The sequence below is a fragment of the Shewanella sp. NKUCC06_TVS genome (genome assembly GCF_019345515.1).
In the GTDB taxonomy this organism is placed as follows: domain Bacteria; phylum Pseudomonadota; class Gammaproteobacteria; order Enterobacterales; family Shewanellaceae; genus Shewanella; species Shewanella oncorhynchi.
The window spans coordinates 254,994-274,011 of record NZ_JAHKQX010000001.1 but is presented as its reverse complement, the minus strand read 5'-3'; the positions used below and the strand labels follow the sequence as shown (position 1 = coordinate 274,011).

At 45.7% G+C, this 19,018-nt stretch carries 14 protein-coding genes; 7 read left to right on the top strand and 7 right to left on the bottom strand.

Going from position 1 to position 19,018, the window contains the following annotated elements:
* Positions 1-43: 43 nt before the first annotated feature.
* From KO531_RS01100 to KO531_RS01090, 3 genes are all read right to left on the bottom strand, one after another.
* Complete coding sequence (locus KO531_RS01100; RefSeq protein ID WP_346345237.1) at positions 44-802, bottom strand: hypothetical protein; 759 nt, start codon at positions 800-802, stop codon at positions 44-46.
* Positions 803-930: 128 nt separating this feature from the next.
* Complete coding sequence (locus KO531_RS01095) at positions 931-2,007, bottom strand: L-dopachrome tautomerase-related protein (RefSeq protein WP_219250163.1); 1,077 nt, start codon at positions 2,005-2,007, stop codon at positions 931-933.
* A 109-nt stretch (positions 2,008-2,116) separates the two neighbouring features.
* Positions 2,117-3,487 (bottom strand): sigma-54 dependent transcriptional regulator, encoded by a 1,371-nt coding sequence (locus KO531_RS01090; RefSeq protein ID WP_219250162.1) that lies wholly within the window; start codon positions 3,485-3,487, stop codon positions 2,117-2,119.
* Positions 3,488-3,733: 246 nt separating this feature from the next.
* On the opposite strand from KO531_RS01090, the gene KO531_RS01085 reads away from it, so the two are divergent.
* A complete protein-coding gene (locus KO531_RS01085; RefSeq protein ID WP_219250161.1) occupies positions 3,734-4,189 on the top strand; it encodes a glutamyl-tRNA reductase in 456 nt (151 codons plus the stop codon).
* A gap of 274 nt (positions 4,190-4,463) precedes the next feature.
* A complete protein-coding gene (locus KO531_RS01080; protein ID WP_105249747.1) occupies positions 4,464-5,018 on the top strand; it encodes a BON domain-containing protein in 555 nt (184 codons plus the stop codon).
* A 267-nt stretch (positions 5,019-5,285) separates the two neighbouring features.
* Here the strand turns inward: KO531_RS01080 and KO531_RS01075 are convergent, their stop codons facing one another.
* The 3 genes from KO531_RS01075 to KO531_RS01065 form a co-directional block, all read right to left on the bottom strand.
* Positions 5,286-5,690 (bottom strand): DUF3224 domain-containing protein, encoded by a 405-nt coding sequence (locus tag KO531_RS01075; protein ID WP_219250160.1) that lies wholly within the window; start codon positions 5,688-5,690, stop codon positions 5,286-5,288.
* Positions 5,691-5,819: 129 nt separating this feature from the next.
* Entirely contained in the window at positions 5,820-6,596 is a 777-nt protein-coding gene (locus KO531_RS01070; protein WP_105249748.1) for a hypothetical protein, read from the bottom strand.
* Between the two features lie 213 nt (positions 6,597-6,809).
* Positions 6,810-7,949 carry a polysaccharide deacetylase family protein gene (locus KO531_RS01065; protein WP_219250159.1) on the bottom strand — a complete coding sequence of 380 codons (1,140 nt, stop codon included), beginning with the start codon at positions 7,947-7,949 and terminating at the stop codon, positions 6,810-6,812.
* Positions 7,950-8,291: 342 nt separating this feature from the next.
* On the opposite strand from KO531_RS01065, the gene KO531_RS01060 reads away from it, so the two are divergent.
* Together KO531_RS01060 and KO531_RS01055 are read left to right on the top strand one after the other, a co-directional pair.
* A complete protein-coding gene (locus KO531_RS01060) occupies positions 8,292-10,928 on the top strand; it encodes a TonB-dependent receptor (RefSeq protein WP_219250158.1) in 2,637 nt (878 codons plus the stop codon).
* Between the two features lie 66 nt (positions 10,929-10,994).
* The gene (locus tag KO531_RS01055; protein WP_219250157.1) at positions 10,995-12,551 is read left to right on the top strand and encodes a tryptophan halogenase family protein; all 1,557 of its coding nucleotides are present in this window, start codon (positions 10,995-10,997) and stop codon (positions 12,549-12,551) included.
* A gap of 9 nt (positions 12,552-12,560) precedes the next feature.
* Here the strand turns inward: KO531_RS01055 and KO531_RS01050 are convergent, their stop codons facing one another.
* Positions 12,561-13,490: an AraC family transcriptional regulator gene (locus KO531_RS01050; protein WP_219250156.1), complete on the bottom strand. Its 930-nt coding sequence runs from the start codon at positions 13,488-13,490 to the stop codon at positions 12,561-12,563.
* A gap of 505 nt (positions 13,491-13,995) precedes the next feature.
* Between KO531_RS01050 and KO531_RS01045 the strand changes: the two genes are divergently transcribed.
* From KO531_RS01045 to KO531_RS01035, 3 genes are read left to right on the top strand one after another with little or no spacing between them, the layout of a single operon-like run.
* Positions 13,996-15,288: an MFS transporter gene (locus KO531_RS01045; RefSeq protein ID WP_173245919.1), complete on the top strand. Its 1,293-nt coding sequence runs from the start codon at positions 13,996-13,998 to the stop codon at positions 15,286-15,288.
* Complete coding sequence (locus KO531_RS01040) at positions 15,285-16,127, top strand: ROK family protein (RefSeq protein WP_173245922.1); 843 nt, start codon at positions 15,285-15,287, stop codon at positions 16,125-16,127. The genes KO531_RS01045 and KO531_RS01040 overlap by 4 nt, the downstream gene beginning before the upstream one ends.
* A complete protein-coding gene (locus KO531_RS01035; RefSeq protein ID WP_219250155.1) occupies positions 16,124-18,865 on the top strand; it encodes a family 20 glycosylhydrolase in 2,742 nt (913 codons plus the stop codon). Before KO531_RS01040 ends, KO531_RS01035 begins: the two co-directional genes overlap by 4 nt.
* Positions 18,866-19,018: the final 153 nt, after the last annotated feature.

The window sequence follows — 19,018 nt, the reverse complement described above, 5'->3', positions numbered from 1 at the left end:
GGAGGACATCCAGCCTAACTTTTTAGACTGGATGACTGAGCATTTATAGAACGAACAAAAAATATAAAATATTCAACAAAATAAATATAACCAGCAGAACCAGTACCCGCATGAAATTAAATTCACTACCTTTGGGAAGTGATTTTTGAGTGGTGTTACTAAAATCCTGAAATTTACAATCTATCGCCTGCGCGCATTGCTGTAGAACTTGTTGTAATTCCTTTCTATCAGTACTGTCACCTAATATCAATTGAGCACCGTTGGGCTGGTACAATTCTAAATAAGCCAGATAATGTTGGACAGTATCTTCCGCTTGGCGATTGCGGCTGATCTGATGCCAGCGAGTGATTTGCAGCTGATAAAGTTGCACTGCTTTGATGTCCGAAAAGGCATAGGAACGCCACCGCCACAATCCCATATACCTCCCATTGAATAAACCTTTACCGAGCCACAATTGCTGTTGCTCAGCATCTAACCAACACTGTTGCTGAACAAACGCAGTCGGTAACACGGGTAACAATAGAAACAATGTTACCCAGCCGAGAACGAGCTGTAGTATCGGATCGGATTGTAAATAGGTTGCTCTGGCGCAGAGTAAACCAAGCAGTAATAACCCAGCAGCAAACAGCCATAATAGAGGTCGGTACTGAGTACTCAGAGTTTGAATATAAAATGCATTTTTAGAAGGTTGATTGAATTTCACTGAACTTGTTCCTTGTTCCTTGTTCCTTGTTCCAAAAATTATCTCACCATTCAATATTGACCTGTCCCAGTAACAATAAGAGGCATTGATAGTTTGCACAATCAACACCTAACTCATTTCTAGACGCTTTCGAGTTAAACCAAAGACTCACATCAACGTAAATAAACAGTTGCGATATAACTCATACTGCAAATATAAGCTGCAACTTTGCAGTTGCAGCTAAGGTGTTATTGACCCGCAGCAGTATCCTCACCGGTCCAGAGTCGCATGATACGATAAGGCGGTTTGGCTGTTTCGGCTTTTCCATTAAAGGCTTTTGCTTTATGCAATTGGTTCACTGAAATATATAACCAGCCTGTTTCACCAAATTGCACACTATCAGGAAAATCCAGTAGTGGAGAACTGACCGCTGTTGTTAGTGTGCCTTTGTTATCTAGCATGGAAATGGCATTGTGGTTCAAATTGGTAAAGTAATGATTACCTTGTTTGGACGTTGCTGCGCCATCTGATACAGGCTTGGCTCCGACTAATTTTACCGTGGCGATAATTTTATCATTATTGCCTGTTTGTAAAGCCGCAGTCGATAACTGATACCAGTGAGAGCCATTCATTGCACCATAATAGAGTGTACTTCCGTCGGCAGATAAACTGATTGGATTGACCGCTACACTGGCGACTTTGCCATTAAACAATGTTGTTTTGTTATCTATGTTCATTACTGCATCCGTTTCGGCCTGCAGCGAGCTATGACCTGAAAAACGTATTGTATGACCATCGTCGATACGCACCGCTAAGAGGCCAGGGTTGGCGATATCAGCTAAATAAATCCAGCCTTTTTGAGAGTCGACAACCAAATCCTGCATAAAGCTGCCTTTAGGCGCGAGAGCTTGTGGTAGGACGATTTGTTTATATAGACTGCCGTCCTTAATGTTGAATCCCCAAATCCTTGTTTGGCCTAATTCTAACCCCATATCTGCGGTCCAGAGGTGTCCAGCCTTGTCCTGAGCAATACCTAATAAGGTATCAAATTGAGCAGTATTGGCTGTCGATGTTTTTTGCAAATCCATTGAAGGCCAAGCTTTATAAGCGTTGGTCTCACGATTAACTTCAATCAATTGCAAACCTGATGGTGTATCAAATGGATGTACTGTGGCAAAAATCCGACCTTGTGCAGTGACGCTGACATTGCCAGGTCGTATTGGCAATTCAGCGACTGTTTCAAGACTTCCTACTGCTGGGGTGGCGTTTACAAAACTACTGGCTGTCAAAGAAAGCCATAATGCTGTTGTTAATAAGTGTTTCATATTCTATCTCCGCTTTTTCTGTTTAAGGGCTGTAGAATAGGAGTTATTATTTACAAAAAAAAGAGTATAAAACTTAGCTCTGTTTCAATATTAATTTGATAATTAATGTTTATTCAGCAGTCGTTTCACCGGTCTCGACTTGCTGCTCGTACTTGCTGAGCTTGTTGTAGAGGGTTTTAACGCTGATCCCCAGTTGTTCGGCGGTATCCGTTTTATTACCTTGAGTGGTTTCTAGTGCTTGATAAATAGCGATTCTCTCTAAATCATCTAAGCGCATGCCTTGGGGGATAACAACTTGTTCACCACCACATAAACCCACTTCATTCGTCTGAGGTAGCTGTAAATGGCTGGGTAAAATATCCTGATCGGCCAGAATATAGGCTCGCTCAATTGCATGTTTTAATTCGCGCACATTACCAGACCAAGGGTACTTAGCAATCATCTGAATACAGTCTTCAGCTAAGCTCTTATTCTGCTTTTCGGCCACGTTACGATAGGCAAGAAAATGCTGCGCAAGCCCAATAATATCCTCGCCACGTTCCCGTAAGGGCGGAACGCGAATGGGAAACTGAGCCAAACGAAAGTACAAATCTTCTCGAAATAACCCAGCCTCTATCGCCACTATGGGATCACGGTTAGTCGCTGCCACAATACGTACGTTTGCACGTTGCACTTTGTCGCCACCCACAGGACGATACTCGCTATTTTCCAACACTCTGAGTAACTTCACTTGATGATCAATCGGCATTTCGGTGACTTCATCGAGAAACAAGGTCCCGCCTTCAGCCTGTTCAAATACGCCTTTGTGATCCCGATTCGCCCCCGTAAATGCGCCTTTGACATGACCAAACAGCTCACTGTCGACCAATTCTGGGCTTAATGCACCACAGTTAATCGCAATAAAAGGCTCGTTCACCCTAGGGCTGGCAAGATGTATGGTATTAGCAACCAGTTCTTTCCCGACCCCACTTTCCCCAATAATCAGCACATTACTGCCTGTCGCAGAAACGCGACGAATTGTGCGATATAGCTTGTGCATAGGAGCTGATGAACCAACAAGCAAACCGTATTGGTCTAGCTCGCTAGCAAAAGGATGCAGTCGATTAGGCGATGATGCTAAATACTGTGCAAAATCAGCAAAAATTTCGCTGATTAGCGGCATATCGTAAGGTTTGCGAAAGTGGTAACCAGCAAAATGAGACATTAACTGATCAAGATTGGGGTTTGGCTGACCGTCGGAGAGAAAAATAAACTCAATATTTGACATGGCCGCATTATCCAGCAGCACAAGGTAATCTTCACGACTAAGACTGGATAACTCAATAATGGCAACATCGACGTGATTTGCCCCTAGCTGCTCTATCCAAGGTAAGTCATCGACACTGCGTAGCTTATTAAAGTCAGCAGCGCCAGCAAGTTCGATGATTGCTTGCTCGGCGCTAACATCCTGCAAGTGATAAAAAAGTGTCAGTCGAGCCATGCGTATCTACTCCCTGTATGAAAAACTACTGTATGTCAGCCATGAAATTTTAACAACAGCAACGGTAATAGTTGCCGATGTTCTAAGATGATATCTCGATGAACGGAGAATATCAGTCTAAAAATCAGCCTGTTAAAATATCATTAAAAACGAGAACAGAATATGCATGGTAGCTGAACGAAACAAAATCAGTTTACCCAAGCAGTTAAACAATCTATGTCGAACACTGGCATTAGGAGGCCCATAATGAAGTCTAATGTTGTGCAACATCAGACTGATATCCGCGCCGATATCATGTTGATCGATGAAATCATCAAGCTGAATCAAGAAGGACTCACATTTTACAACCAAGCGAGGAGGTATGTCGAAGACTATAATCTTAAACGTGTTTTTTCCGCCAAAGCTAACATCCACCAACGAATGTTAACTCGGTTTGAACAGCTGAGACGTTTGGCTGACGAGCCAATTAATGGCCTAAGTCACACCGTGCACGTCACTTATGCTCAAGCAACAGAATTGCTGCAACAGTGCCAAATTTCGCAGGCTATGACCGCCCTTGTCGACATAGAGCAGCAAGTGCTAATCCAAATAAAACAAGCAGTAAGGCAAGCGCATCAGCCACAACTTGCAAACCAACTTGCAGAGGGTGCCGCTTGGCTGCAAATGAGTTACGACGGTACGGGATCGCTCAATCACCATTAATTCTCTGTCGCTAAGTGAGCCATATTTAACCGACTCCCCCACTTTTACTACAGACATAATACCGCACTGATGAGTGCGGTTTTTTATGCTCGAATGATGGCTCAGCATGCCAGAAAAAATTACATTTTGTCGGTAAAAAAGACCGACCAAAAGGAAAGTGCTAAGGTATAAAAACGCCAGATAAAACAATTAAAACATTAAAAATCATTACCTTAAAAACATTGGCACGATTGGCGCATTATCTAGCTTCGAGAAAACAACGGAGGATATGATTATGAAAACTACAACAGCATCAGTACTAGTGGCTTTACTTGTCGGTTCAATCAGTTTAAATGTGGCTGCCGCCCAAGATTGGAAAGGCGGAACCAAGGATGCGTGGATCGATGGTAAAGCAGAAACCACTTTACTGCTCAACACGAATCTCAATTCCTTCGACATCATTACAGATGTCAAAGATGGTAAAGTGACGTTAACAGGTAAAGTGGAAAGCAGTGTGGATAAAGCCCTCGCCACAGAGCTCATCAAGAGTTTAGATGGGGTGAAAGATGTCGATAACCAACTCACTGTGATGAATGAAAAAGAAGGCACCAGTGAAGTTGTTGCCACCTTAACTGACTCTAAAGTTGCCACAGTCATCAAAACGCGTTTACTGTTTTCAACTGACGTATCCGGCACCCAAATTAATGTGGATGTTGCCAATGGCATAGTCACATTGAAAGGTGAAGTTGCCAGCGATGCCGAACGTCAACTAGCACTGAAAATTGCCGAAAATACCGACGATGTGAAAAAGGTCGTTGATAAAATTAAAGTGGTTAAAAAAGTGTCTTAACTCTCGCGACAACGGCATTTTTTAAATTAAACGTATTTTAAGTAACAGCACACAGATCTAGACTCAAGGTTCGATAGTGCTTTATGAAAAAAGAATCAAAAAAACCAGCCTCAGCTGGTTTTTTTATGTCCATTTTCAGACTCAATCGAAAAGACTTACTCGCTTAAATTAAGAAGGGTGAATTCAGATGACTCGAATGATCATAAAGGAGAAGAGTTACAGAACACTGAGCTAAAACGCAGGCGTTACTCAAGCTTCAAAGCCAAACTAAGCTTCAAAGCCAAACTGGAATGCATAAAAATGTTGGCCATTCTCAATATTGATGGTCATAGTGCCAGTTAACCCCTGCAACTCCCCCGCCCCAGAATGGGGTACCACTTCTAAGATCAGACGATTTTGTCCATCGGTCATAATGCCAAAATGTTGTAATACAAAACTGCCCTGCTTACCGCACAAGTTACCAACCACTTGTTCAATGGCCACATAGCCAGCCGAGCCCTTGACTGACGTCATAGCACTGAGCATTTCCCCTTTGCTGCGCCCCTCAAGCTCACCATAAAAGGTTTTATCTAAGCCCATACGTCCTAACGTCACACCACCAATACCAGTAGCATAGGGGCTATCAGGAGTGAGCTTAACATCAAATTTCCCAGTGATTTTGCTAACTGGCATGACACTCTCCTTGTCGAAATCTTATGCTGACCTATTACCTGCTAACGCTTGCTATTGAAGCAAACATCACCCACAGACCGAAAAACAACTTAGCATAAGCCTGCGTAGATCCATAATGGCATTTACACGCTACTTATGTATGCTGGTCTCACTCACTACCATCTCTATGGTTTTGACTATTTCAGGGCTTTCAGACATAGGTTGGTCAGACGCTCTATCGCGATAAGTCACAGCAATTTTGAATGGGGCTTCAAAAGGATAAACAGGTTCAATACTATCCACTTCGATTCGATCGCCAAGCATGACACTGCCTAAGTGTTTCAAGCTATTGTGTTTAAAATCCAGATTAAACAATCCAAGATACCAAAATACGCCTGAACCTTGAGTCGTCACAATAAAGGGCGCCACAAAGGGCATAGTTTGCATTTTAGGATCATCTTGAATCGGTGCGTCACTTTGGGTGTCCGGCTCTAGAGCGGGATCGAAATTTAACGGTGTAATGCGCAAGTAATCGAGTAATGCTCGACCTTTTACCTCACCATCTTGGTAGTCGCCCATAGCAAACTCTGTTTGCTTGATCTTAATAAAATGTGTCAGTGCAACGGACTTGCCGCCCTCAGGCAGCGTTATTTCAACAGGATTGGCGGTATTTAAGCTAAAGAGTTTGAGCATCACTTCCGATGCATTCGCCACAGGCTTTACCTCAAAAGGTGTCACAGTTTCGATCTCATTCGCCTGAGCCTGAGTTTTTTCATGCGCCATGGCTTCATCGTATTGCATCACCTGTCCATCTTCCATCACCATATAAATATCATCATTGGTCATGTTGAAACGGTAAATACCCGCAGCAAGTAAGGCTAATACCACTAAGGTTGCCGCTATGGTTAATTTTACAAACGTACTCATCTTCTCTCCCCAATCGCGCTCGTTATGCGCTACTTTTCTAACACCGATAAACTTCAAATCAATGTCGGAGCAGTATTACAGATACTGAGTTAAAGCGAAGTGGGTAAAGTGTAAAAAATGCCGCTATTTTGAATTTTGTCAGGCTAAGTTCAGCAACATGCCTTTTACTCGACCAATATGATGGGCCGAGTAAATACTCAGCCCAATACATCACTACTTTTCGTTTTTCCACAAGGCTGGGGTTTGGCTTGGTTGCCAATTGCTTTGGGAGAAATGCGCTTGCACTAAAGAATAGATTTTATCTTGATAGGACACAAACTCAGGTAGTTGATAATTATGCTGATCCTGCCAAGCAGGGGCATAGTTATCTAGCGTATCAAAACGATATCCTTGACGTTGAGCTTCTTCAACAAAACGCTTAATTTTAGGCAAGTTGATGGTTGCACCTTGTCCGCGGTGAGCATTCTCAAACAAGAAGTCGTGGGTCAAGATAACCACTTTCCCGTTATGTAAACCATCACTACAATCTAAGTTCTGCGTACGACTGTTAAGCGGATTCATCGTCGTTCCAGCGCAGGTGTTGATCACTTGATTGACTTTTGCCACCAGCTCAACCCCATCAGCCATGGATTCAGCAGGAAAGGCAACCCCCCAATCCTCTGGTCCCCAGTCTAGATCCCAGCCAAATATTTTATAGTCACTCTCGGCGAGCATGTTTTGAATTTGCACCGCAACTTGCGAACTGTTGGTCGAGGTTTCTGCAGTACAAGCAAAAGCAGGATCCCAAGGCGGCACAGTATCGGATGTCGCACACAAGCCGTCGCCTTTGAGTTTACTGGTCACTCGCCAACCATTGGTGTAAGGCAAACGTGCCAACTTAGTCATCTTGTTATTGGGATAACTGGCGGCATTAGGAATAAGTTCAACCACTTTGGCGGTGTTCGTTACGAAATAGATGAAATCAGTGGCCGCATCTTGATAGGATTTTACAGGCCAGAGTCCAACTTGATTACAATATGCCGCCCCAGATTGCACGCCATCAGTGCAGTTATGCAGCATATGATCGTAACTGTGGTTTGCCAGAATATGACCATCATCTAGCAAACGTTGTAGGGCGACAGCCGCTAATGCCTCGTTTTCATCTCCTTCGCCATACATATGAAACGCATTAATAAAGAACGTCGCCTTAATATTGGCATCCTTTAACGCATCTAATAGCCCTAAGGTCGCGTCAATTGGACCATCATCAAAGGTAAGGTAAATGGTTTTATCGCTGGCGTGAGCGGCACTTAAGCCAGTACTCAAGCTCGCAACACAAAGCCCAACTGCAACGGCTATCGATTTCAGTTTCATGATTTCATCCTATAAATAATGTTTAAAGATGAATAAGTTAGTTCTCTTTACACACTGGTTAATTCATAACCTGTAGACAGCGAGTTCACTCATCCGTTTAGCTTATCTATAGTGAGTAATCCCGCCGGCATTAGTTATACCATCCTAGCAACAAGCCATACTTTTCTACGCTAAGTCGATAAATCCTGCCTTTGCACCCAGTTAACCATCCCCTTACCCAAGGTTTCAAAGACAATAGAAAAATACCAATCCTAGTGTGAAAAGTACCGCATCAACAATTCGATAACAGGTAAGTTAACTGGAGAAAAAAACAACACAAAAGCACTACAGGGATGCAATAACATGTCAGAAGGTCAACTATTTAAGAGCTCTTTGCTCGCATTATGTATCGCTAACGCCTTGTTCGGGATGAGCTCAACCGCAATCGCGGCGGAGCAACAAGAGGCAACCGCAGAAAATATTGAGGTGATCCAAGTACGCGGCATACGTCGCTCGATTGAAGCTTCTATGAATACCAAACGCTTCGCCGACTCCACGGTCGATGCCATCACCTCGGAAGATATCGGTAAGTTTCCCGATAAAAACATTGGTGATGCGCTGCAGCGCATTTCTGGGGTAACGGTCGATAGGCAATACGGTGAAGTGAGTGGGGTCACCATTCGTGGTACAGCGCCAGAACAGAGTCGTATTCTATTGAACGGTCAAACCGTTGCGAGCACCTCTTGGTATGATCTTGGTCCTGCCACTCGTACCTTCAACATGGAATTATTGTCAGCCGAGCAAGTCAGTGCGGTTGAAGTCCACAAAACGCCAACCGCTAGCCTTGAAGAAGGTGCGCTGGGCGGCACTGTCGATCTCAAAACCCGTAAGCCCTTAGATCTCGATGCTCACACTTATCAAGTGGCGGGTGAGTTGAGCCAAAGCAGCCTGTACGATGAAACAGATCCGAGTGGATCTTTCGTCGGAAGCTGGAAAAATGATGATGAAAAATTTGGTATTTTAGGCGCTTACTCAGTAGAAAAACTCACCAGTGGTCGGCATGTATTAGAATCGCTCAGCGGTTACTATGAGTACTTTTCCGCTGATCCTGCACAAAACCAAGAATCAACTGTAGGAGCGTGGGGGATTGGCTCACAAGCATTTAGGGCCGAGCGTGAACGGACCAGTGCCCAAGTCACACTGCAATTTGCACCGACTGAAAAAACAGAGTTCACCTTAGATTACTTTAATTTTGAACTCGATATCCCCCACGTAAACCATAACTTCTTAACCGTTGGCGCCCGCGGTTCGGGCTCCACCAACGTAGTAAATAACGCCCAAGGCGGCACGGCATCGACAACGATTCTGCCAGCGTATGCGTCGATTATTTATAACCCTGTGGTACGCCACGCGGTTAATATGAAGTCTGACGTACTCAACTTAACCGGAAAATACGTCGGGGACAGTTTCACCCTTAGCGGCGTCATTGGCCAATCGACCTCAGATGGCGGCACCCAAGGCGGTTCATCTTCTTGGTGGATCCCTGCGACGGACCAAGGCGGCAAAATTGGCGATCCCGCCTTCCCTAATGGTCAAGGCAGTGTCGATGGTGGCTTTAGTTACGATGCCACAGGTCCCTATCAAGTGGTGCTCACGAGCCTAGATGCCAACGATGCTAGCCAGTTCAAGCATGCGCAGGAAGCCAACTACGAAACCACAGTGCAAGATCATAAAGTCACCTACGCACAGTCTGACTTCGAATATCAACTCGATCATGATTTTATTAATAAAATTGCGGTCGGGATTAAGTACAATACCAGTGATTTCGAGCGTAATGCCTTCAACCGTAACCCCGCAGAAATCCTAGGTTTCGTGCCCAATGGCAACCTAGCCAACTGGAGCGATGGCGTACTGTCTGGCCTGCATTCCCAGAGTGGCGGCAATGTACTCGACTCCTATGCCAAGTTAGATGAAGACAAATGGTGGGCGTTTATAAGCGAGAAATACGCCAATGGCGAGTTAGTGGAAGTCGCCGATCTCGGTAACACCTTCTCTGTCGAAGAGGATATGTTGGCCCTGTACGCCCAAGCGGATTTTAGCGGCGAATTCTACCGTGGCAACTTTGGTTTGCGTTACGTTAACACTGACCAAACCTCAACTGGTTTTGCCGATGGCAAGCCCTACAATGAATCCGTTAATTACGATAATTGGTTACCGAGTATCAACGTCGCCTTCGATCTGCAAGAAGATTTAATCCTACGTGCCTCGGCCTCTTCCGTGATGGCGCGTAACAACTACAGCGATCTTAAACCCGGTTTAGCCATAGCTAAAAACTTTGGTACTGCGACCGGCGGTAATCCAAATTTAAAACCCTATAAGGCAAACCAAGCCGATCTTGGCATCGAATGGTACTTCACTGAATCTTCTATGCTGTCAGCAGCCTTATTCTACAAAGATATTGATAACGTAGTGTTTGTCACTGAGTCGACTCAATACATTGAAGGTTGCGGCGCGTCAGAATCCGAGTGGGATAAATGCCGTGTCACAGCCCCAGCCAACGGCGGTAGCGGCTCAGTGACTGGGCTTGAAATCCAGCTACAACATAACTTTGAAAGCGGTTTTGGCTTCTTAACCAACTACACCTATGTTGACAGTAAGAGCACTCGCCCCGATGGCACTGAACAAATGATTGAAGGCGTATCTGAAAACTCCTTCAACGGTTCACTCTTCTACGAAGATGATCTGTTCAGCGCCCGTATCGCCTATAACTGGCGTTCAGAATACTTAGGCGTGGGTAACATTCAAAACGTGTTAAACGACAGCTATCAACAAGTGGATGCCTCGATTATTTGGCATGCAATGGAGAACTTAGATATCTCACTCGAAGGGGTTAACTTAACCAATGAAGTGGTGCAATCCTATGATGTTAAATACGGATTAACCCAAAACACCATCGAATTTGGTTCACGCTATTTCGTCGGTGCTAGCTACAAATTTTAAACTTGAGTCACACCATAGCCGACCTTAGGGTCGGCTTTTTGCGTTGATAATGCAGAGGTATAAACCATGAAAGTGAAGCAAGCCATCAGAAAAATCATTATCTTAGGTGGCGGCACCGCAGGTTGGATGGCAGCGGCTGCCCTAGCGAATAACCCCGTATTTGCCGCCATTGAGCTCTGTTTAGTGGAATCGGACAACATAGGCACCATAGGCGTTGGTGAAGGTTCAACGCCACACTTGAAACGCTTTATGGACAACTTAGGCATTAGCGAAAAAGATTGGATGGAACAATGCCACGCCAGCTATAAAACTGGCATCGATTTCATCAACTGGAATGGGGACGGGCAGCAATACTTCCACCCTTTCTATTTTCAAATGGATGTAAAACCCGCTGAAGTTTTCTTTATCAACGCCAATGCGAGGCGCCGAGGGCATGGCAGTGCCGTTAGACCCGACGCGTTCTTCTCCAGCGGCGTACTGGCCAAACATAATCTCAGCCCAAGGCCGAATAAAGCGTTGCCCTACGCTAACGAATACGGCTATCACTTCGATGCCACTGAACTTGCCAACTACTTAAAAGAATACGCTTGCCAACGCGGCGTAAAACACCTCATCGGCGATGTCATTGAAGTTTCAACATCCCAAAACCAACATATAGACACCTTAATGCTGGCGAATGGCGAACGACTTAACGCCGACTTTTTTATCGATGCCAGCGGCTTTAGCGCTAAGTTAATTCATAAAACCCTAGGCGTACCCTTTCAATCCTTCGCCAATGAACTGCTCAACGACAGCGCCGTCACTGTTCCCGTTCCCGTTCCTGCATTAATAGACTCCACTCAAACACAGCAAAACCATGATCTACAAAACCATGCATTGCAAACCCAAGCACAGCAAGCCAAGTACCATACCCGCGCAACGGCGCTCAGTGCGGGCTGGCTATGGCAAATCCCCCTCACCCACAGGCTTGGCAATGGCTATGTTTATAGCAGTCGCCACCTCAGTGCCAATGCCGCGGCCAAGGAATTGTTGCACAGTGTTAATCTGCCTGAATCAACCCAAGTACGGTTTCTCAAAATGCGGGTCGGTGTCAGTGACAAGGCTTGGCACAACAATGTGCTGGCGATAGGACTTGCGCAAAGTTTTATCGAACCGCTCGAAGCCACGTCGATCATGATGACCCAATTCACCCTTGAAAAATTTATGTCGTTATTCGAGCGCTATCAATTGAATAAGCAGGCAGAGACCTTAAGTCGACAAACACTCAATCAGGCGGTCATGCAGTTAGTGCTCGGCATAAAGGATTATATTCAGGCCCATTATGTCACCAGCCAGCGCAGCGAACCCTATTGGTTGGCGGCGAGAAAAGTCACCATTTCCCAAAGGCTGACGCGACTATTGCAAGCTTGGTATCAAGGGGAAGACTTTGATTTACTGCTTTACCAATACGATCAGCAACTCGCCTACTTTCGCCCTTCTTGGTATGCGCTGTTAGCGGGAATGGATTACCGCGACCCAAAACTGAAGCGCCCATTTGAGCCGATTTCAGCGGAGATCACGGCGCAAGCGATACGCTACAGCCAAACCTTAGTGGAGCAGTATTTTCAACCTAAGCATCCGTGATAAGAATGGTTAAATTGCCCTTTGTTTACTGCTAAAGCACTGACGAAAACGACTCGGCGTGACACCTTTAAATTGAATAAAACGCCGATTAAAATTGGATAAGTTGTTGAAACCACACTGATCGCTGATGGTTGATATCGGACTTTGATTTGACAGCAGTAACTTGCACGCCTTAGCTATCCTGAGTTGATTGATAAACTCAGTTAAGGTTTTCTCGGTGCGTTTTTTAAAGAAGCGATGGAAGTGATTGGTGCTCATATGCGCCAACTTTGCCAAATCCTGTGCCGACAAGGCCTGAGTGTAATTGTCATAGATATGCTCAATCACTTTATCGAGCTTTTTCACGGTAAAGTCGAGTTTACTACCGTGGGTAAACAAGGTGCTCGACAAGAGTTCTTGCTGACTATCCTGTTGTAATAATGCTAATAATTCCAATAACAAAATATAGCGTCTAAAAGGATTGGCCGTCTCCATCGCGATAAACACACTATGGGCCTTACGCGCCGTTTCCTCACTAAACAACACACCTCGTTTGGCATGGGTCAAAAGTGAATGCAAAGACGCTAACTCACGTTGCTCATTCACAATTTGGTGTAGCCAGACCGCTGGAATTTGTGCCACATAAACAACTTCCTGCACTCTCGCATTCGAAGTGTCGTCTTTTAGCGCGTTGCCATTTGATATCTCGTCAGTTGAAACACCAAGGTTAACCTCGGATTGCCAGCCGTGGGGCATATCTGGGCCTATGATCACTAAATCATAATCGCCATAACGGGCAATATGGTCGCCCACATAACGCATACCATAACTGTTGAGGGTTAAGCAGATTTCGTACTCGGGGTGATAATGCCAATTGAGATCCATGTGGTCCCATTCATAACGAAAGTAACGCCAAGAGCTATTTTCATCGGGGATCACTTTTTCACACAGAGGTTTCATCCATTAAACTCCAGTTGCTCATTCCTTTACCTTAGCTTCAATCAGCTCTTATAGTTCAACGCCATTCACTCAAGCTAGCCGTTATGCAAACCTGTTAAATTATTCAATTACTTAGACCTTATTTTTAATGCCAGCCTTGACCTATCAGCGCGGCGAAATAGCTGTGCCTTCGCGCACTATTGTCTATAGCAAGTCAGCCTTGCAGTGATACTAAAATCCGCCACTCCAATACTATTCTATCCAATGTTAATTAAAGGTAACTATTTTACAAGTAAATAGGTTATCAGCAGAGGCTAAAACATGGTTTTCTCTATGCTCATCCGCAGCAACTATCTGCTGCCCACTATCTACAGCAAGTATTTACAGCACCTGATGTAAATCAGCCCAATCAGCGCAAACACGATTTGACTATGTGAGAAAAGTATCGACAGAGGCACCATTCGTATCACCACCAAGGCGAGCGTCAAGCCACAATGAATTTCACTTAATTCAATTGGCTAAGCACATGAAACACAAACTCATCATTCTGTTTGTTCTCTGCACTTTCTTTGTGATTTCTTTGATGACCAACAGCATGGGGCCGATTTTCCCTGCGTTAATTGACAGTTATGCTATCGGCCTGACGTTGGCGGGGTTATTTCCCTTTGCGTTTTTTATCGCCTACGGCGTGACATCGATTCCTGCGGGGATTTTGGTGGACAAGTACGGTGAAAAGCGGGTGATCATCTTAGCCTTTAGCCTGGCGTTTATCGGCGCCGTGACTTTTGTGTGTCTGCCCACCTTTAGCATCGCCATGTTTAGCCTGTTTTGTATTGGCACTGGCATGAGTTTATTGCAGGTAGCAGTGAATCCCTTATTGCGACAAGCTGCGGGGCCTGAGCATTTTGCCTTTTTCTCCGTACTGGCCCAACTTGCCTTTGGCGGCGCCGCGACCTTAGCGCCGCTGGTGTATCAGCATTTTGTCGCCTTAGATCAAGCCAGTGTTGCATCAGCCAACTATGTGCAACAGCTATTGCCCGAGAACATGAGTTGGCTCGCTATGTATTGGTTATTCGCCGTGGTCGCGCTCGCCATGGTGCTCTTTGCCAGCCTAGTGAAGATGCCCAAAGTGAATAAACTGGCAGATGAGTCGGCAGGTGCCCTCGAGACCCATTTACGCCTTTTCAAAGATAAAACCGTTTTGAAATTCTTCTTCGCTATCGCCGCCTACGTTGCGCTTGAGCAAGGGCTTGCTAACAGTATCTCAGTCTTTTTGCTGCAATATCATGGTCTTGATACCTTAAGTGTCGGCGCCAATGTGGTTAGCGATTTTTGGTTTTACATGACGCTCGGCTGCCTACTCGGTTTGCTACTACTTAAACTTATCGACAGTCAGATCTTGCTGCTCAGTTTTTCCCTTAGTTCACTGGTTTGTTTTCTGGTGGCGATTTGGGGACCGAGCCAACTAACATTAATTTGTTTCCCATTGGTTGGCTTTTTCATTTCTATCATGTGGTCGGTGATCTTCTCGCTGGCGCTTAATTCGCGCACTCAAGATCATGGATCATTCGCCGGCATTCTCTGTACCGGCATTATCGGCGGCGCGTTTATCTCGCCGATCATTGGTGTTATCAGTGAGCTGTCCGGCGAATTACGGCTCGGGATGTTAGTGCTGTTAATTCCTATGGCATACATAGGCTATGTCGCCCTAACGGCTCGTCCCTTAATTAAAAACACCACATTATTTTCAACAAAAGCGGCCTCAAAGAATGACGAGCCGATGGCAACAAACAACACGAGAGGCAACAAGCTATTATGAGCGTCCTATGTTTAGATCTTGGGGGAACTAAACTGATGTTGGCACAGGTGGAAGGTAAAACCTTACTCGACACTTGGCGGTATCCTGTTCCCGCCGATGGCAATTTCGAACAGTTATTCGATTTCCTCGTGACCTGTATCCACAGCCACCTCACGCCTGAAACCAATGGAGTTTCCATCGGGGTGCCCGGTATGGTGGATATGCACAGCGGCACTTTACTCGAAGTGCTCAACATCCCAGCACTAACGGCAACGCGGTTAGCCCAGCAACTGCAAAATACCTTTGAAATGGATGTTGTTGTGAATAATGACGCTAACCTCTTTGCCCTCGGCGAAGCTGTACTCAATCACAATCAAGACATGCTCGGGATTACCTTAGGCACTGGCGTAGGCGCTGGGGTGATTTTTAATGGTCAGTTGTATTCGGGTAAACATTGCGCCGCAGGTGAAATAGGTAGTTTGAGTTATCGTGATGGCATTATTGAGCACTACTGCTCGGGGCAATACTTCACCACTCATCATCACATGAGTGGCGAGCATTTGTACCAAAAAGCCTGTGAAGGTGACAGCCAAGCGCTACAAGCCTTCGCCCATTTTGGCGAACACTTGGCGCACATGATCGCCCAAACCTTACTGGTATACGATCCCAAAGATATCATCCTTGGCGGCTCAGTCAGCCAAAGCTTTCCCTTTTTTATTGAAGCGCTTAAACAGAAATTGCAAAGCTTAGTCTATGGCCCGCAACTGACAGACTTGACGATTTCAGCCAGCCAACATCACAATGCAGCCCTCATAGGTGCCGCGCAGTGGTTTTTACAACAAAAGGACTCAGCTAAGTGAAAGGACAAATAACACAGAAAGGGATAATAAAGTGGCAGAGGATTAAGACGGCCTTAGTCAGCGGCATGATGGCAGTGCTTCCCGTGGCGTCGGTGCTTTCAATACTTGCGATGCCATCAGTACAGGCCGCCAATGCTGTGCAGGAGGCAAATCATGTCGCGCTGAATCAATTGGCCGATAAGCTCCAATTAAATTATCAGCTAACCGCTAGTTATCTTGAAACCTGTCCCGCTAAAGAAGCCCAATGCTATCGCTCTGCCATTGAGCTGACCTTGCCCACTCAGCTATCGAACGACAAGTTATCCAGCGAAGAGTTAAATCACGGCGACTGGCAAATTTATTTCAGCCAATTATCGCCCGTTTATTTCGTCGATGCGGGTGACTTTAGCATTGAGCATATCAATGGCGATTTACATAAAATCACTCCTAAAGCCAGCTTTAAGGGATTCGTCGCCAATCAAGTTTATCGTATTGAGTTTTATAGCAAAGGCAGCCAAATCACCCGTTCCGAGTTTATGCCAAACTTCTTTGTCGCTATGGGCGATAAGGCGCAGGTCATAAAGAGCACTCAAACAAGGCGCGATCCAGAAACGGGTTTAGCTGAGCAAGACTACCTCGCGCCTTTTAATGCCGAGAAACAATTCTTACTGGCAAAAAACGATGCAACCCCCTTTGCCGATGGCCAGTATTTAGCAGAGCAATATCAAGCCTTCGCCGCAGACAAAGCACCTGACATTAGCGGCAAACTCATCCCCACGCCACTTCATAGCCAAAGCCTAAACTCAGCGCCTTTATCCCTTGCTAAAGGTTATCGACTCACGGCTGCCACTGTCGATTTTAAGGGACGGCAGGCGGCATTTGATTACCTCGATTCTTTAGGCTTTTCGGCCAAGGACAAAGGCACGGCGCTATTATTGCAACTCGATACTCAAGCTCCTAAAGTCGCCAGCACTGGAGCCCATGATAGTGAAATTAAAAGCAGCGAAGCCTATCGGTTAACCATAACAGCTGAGCAAATAAGTATTCGAGCGGGCAGTGAAGCAGGACTCTTCTATGGCCTACAAAGCCTAGCTGGGCTGATCAGTTTAAGTGACGATCAACTCGTCGCCATCGAGATCCAAGACCAACCTCGCTACGCCTTTCGCGGCCTGCATATCGATTTAGCTCGTAACTTTCACTCGCTCGATTTTATTAAACGCATTATCCCACAGCTCGCCGCCTATAAAATCAATAAGCTGCACTTGCACTTAGCCGACGATGAAGGCTGGCGTTTAGCCATCCCCGGCTTACCTGAACTGACCGATGTGGGTGCAAAACGCTGTTTCGATTTAACCGAGCAAACCTGTTTATTGCCACAACTGGGCAGTGGCATAGCGGACGTTAACCCCGTCGATGGCTACTTAACCGTGGCGCAATACCAAGAAATATTACAACTGGCTGATGCTCACCATATCGAAGTGATCCCTTCACTGGACATGCCGGGGCATTCACGCGCCGCAATAAAATCCATGGAGGCGCGTTATCACCATTACCTCGCCAAGGGAGACAAAGCTAAGGCGGAGGAGTTTTTACTGACTGAATTTACAGATAAAACCCAATATTCGTCGATTCAGTATTACCACGACAACACACTCAATGTGTGTCTGCCGAGCACCTATCACTTTATCGATACTGTGATTGATGAAGTTAAAAAGATGCACCAAGCCGTAGGCATTCCTTTAGTGCATTACCACATAGGCGCCGATGAAACCGCGGGCGCTTGGGTAGAATCCCCCGCGTGTATCGCGATGAAGCAACAAAAAGCCGATGAGTTAGCCGGACTGCATTCGCTCAATGGTTACTTTATCGAGCGAGTTGCGAACATGTTGGCAGAGAAAGGAATTATTGCCGCTGGTTGGAATGATGGCATGGGTGAAGTGCGCCCCGAAAACATGCCCGCCCAAGTGCAATCTAACGCTTGGTCGCAGATTTCAAACAACGGCCATCAAATCGCCCATAAGCAAGCAAATCTTGGATGGAAGGTCGTTATCTCAACGCCAGAAGTCACCTATTTCGATTTCCCCTACGCTAGCCATCCAGATGAGCGCGGCAATCATTGGGCCTCGAGGGCAATAGACAGTTTTAAGGTGTTTAGCTTTATGCCCGATAATCTGCCCGCACATGCCGAGCGCTGGCACAATAGCTTAAATCAGCCATTTGTGTCGGACGATAGCCGCAGCCAGCTCAAACCGGGACACAGGTTTTACGGCTTGCAGGGACATCTTTGGAGCGAAATGGTGCAATCGGACGAGCAAGCAGAATACATGTTATTCCCGCGCATGGTCGCCCTCGCCGAACGGGCATGGCATAAGGCACCATGGGAATTGGCCTATGATTATCAAGGTAAAATCTATAGCCAGCAAACTCAACATTTTGCCCGCCAACTCAATGGCCAAGCCGAGCAAGTGCTCAAACAGGATTGGCAAATTTTCGCCGCGGTTTATGCCAATAAGGTACAACCTAAGTTAGCTAAAGCGGGAATTTTCTATCGCATATCACCGCCTGGGATACGTGTTGAACATCAGCAGTTAGTGCTCAATAGCTTATATCCCAATGCCGAGCTGGAATACCAACTCGACTCAGGACCTTGGCTAAGTTACCGCCAAGCTTTCAAGCTTAATGATGTCAAACACATCCGCGCCAGAGTCAAAGATGGCGCGCGTTACTCTCGCCCATCGACTTGGCAAAACACCCTCTAGTCGTTTCTCGCATAATGTCGGCCATCGTATGTGATGGTCGATACGTTAATTGACTATTAATACCACTGGTCGATGGGTTAGGCACAAGCTTACATTGAGGCTTTTCAATAACCGCGCAACTCAGGCTATAATCTCGCTATTCGCGATGACACT

What these genes read in the sequence shown, in the direction of transcription:
- KO531_RS01095 (WP_219250163.1), bottom strand. Translation starts at nt 2,007, where the DNA reads ATGAAACACTTATTAACAACAGCATTATGGCTTTCTTTGACAGCCAGT.
- KO531_RS01090 (WP_219250162.1), bottom strand. Translation starts at nt 3,487, where the DNA reads ATGGCTCGACTGACACTTTTTTATCACTTGCAGGATGTTAGCGCCGAG.
- KO531_RS01085 (WP_219250161.1), top strand. Translation starts at nt 3,734, where the DNA reads ATGAAGTCTAATGTTGTGCAACATCAGACTGATATCCGCGCCGATATC.
- KO531_RS01080 (WP_105249747.1), top strand. Translation starts at nt 4,464, where the DNA reads ATGAAAACTACAACAGCATCAGTACTAGTGGCTTTACTTGTCGGTTCA.
- KO531_RS01075 (WP_219250160.1), bottom strand. Translation starts at nt 5,690, where the DNA reads ATGCCAGTTAGCAAAATCACTGGGAAATTTGATGTTAAGCTCACTCCT.
- KO531_RS01070 (WP_105249748.1), bottom strand. Translation starts at nt 6,596, where the DNA reads ATGAGTACGTTTGTAAAATTAACCATAGCGGCAACCTTAGTGGTATTA.
- KO531_RS01065 (WP_219250159.1), bottom strand. Translation starts at nt 7,949, where the DNA reads ATGAAACTGAAATCGATAGCCGTTGCAGTTGGGCTTTGTGTTGCGAGC.
- KO531_RS01060 (WP_219250158.1), top strand. Translation starts at nt 8,292, where the DNA reads ATGTCAGAAGGTCAACTATTTAAGAGCTCTTTGCTCGCATTATGTATC.
- KO531_RS01055 (WP_219250157.1), top strand. Translation starts at nt 10,995, where the DNA reads ATGAAAGTGAAGCAAGCCATCAGAAAAATCATTATCTTAGGTGGCGGC.
- KO531_RS01050 (WP_219250156.1), bottom strand. Translation starts at nt 13,490, where the DNA reads ATGAAACCTCTGTGTGAAAAAGTGATCCCCGATGAAAATAGCTCTTGG.
- KO531_RS01045 (WP_173245919.1), top strand. Translation starts at nt 13,996, where the DNA reads ATGAAACACAAACTCATCATTCTGTTTGTTCTCTGCACTTTCTTTGTG.
- KO531_RS01040 (WP_173245922.1), top strand. Translation starts at nt 15,285, where the DNA reads ATGAGCGTCCTATGTTTAGATCTTGGGGGAACTAAACTGATGTTGGCA.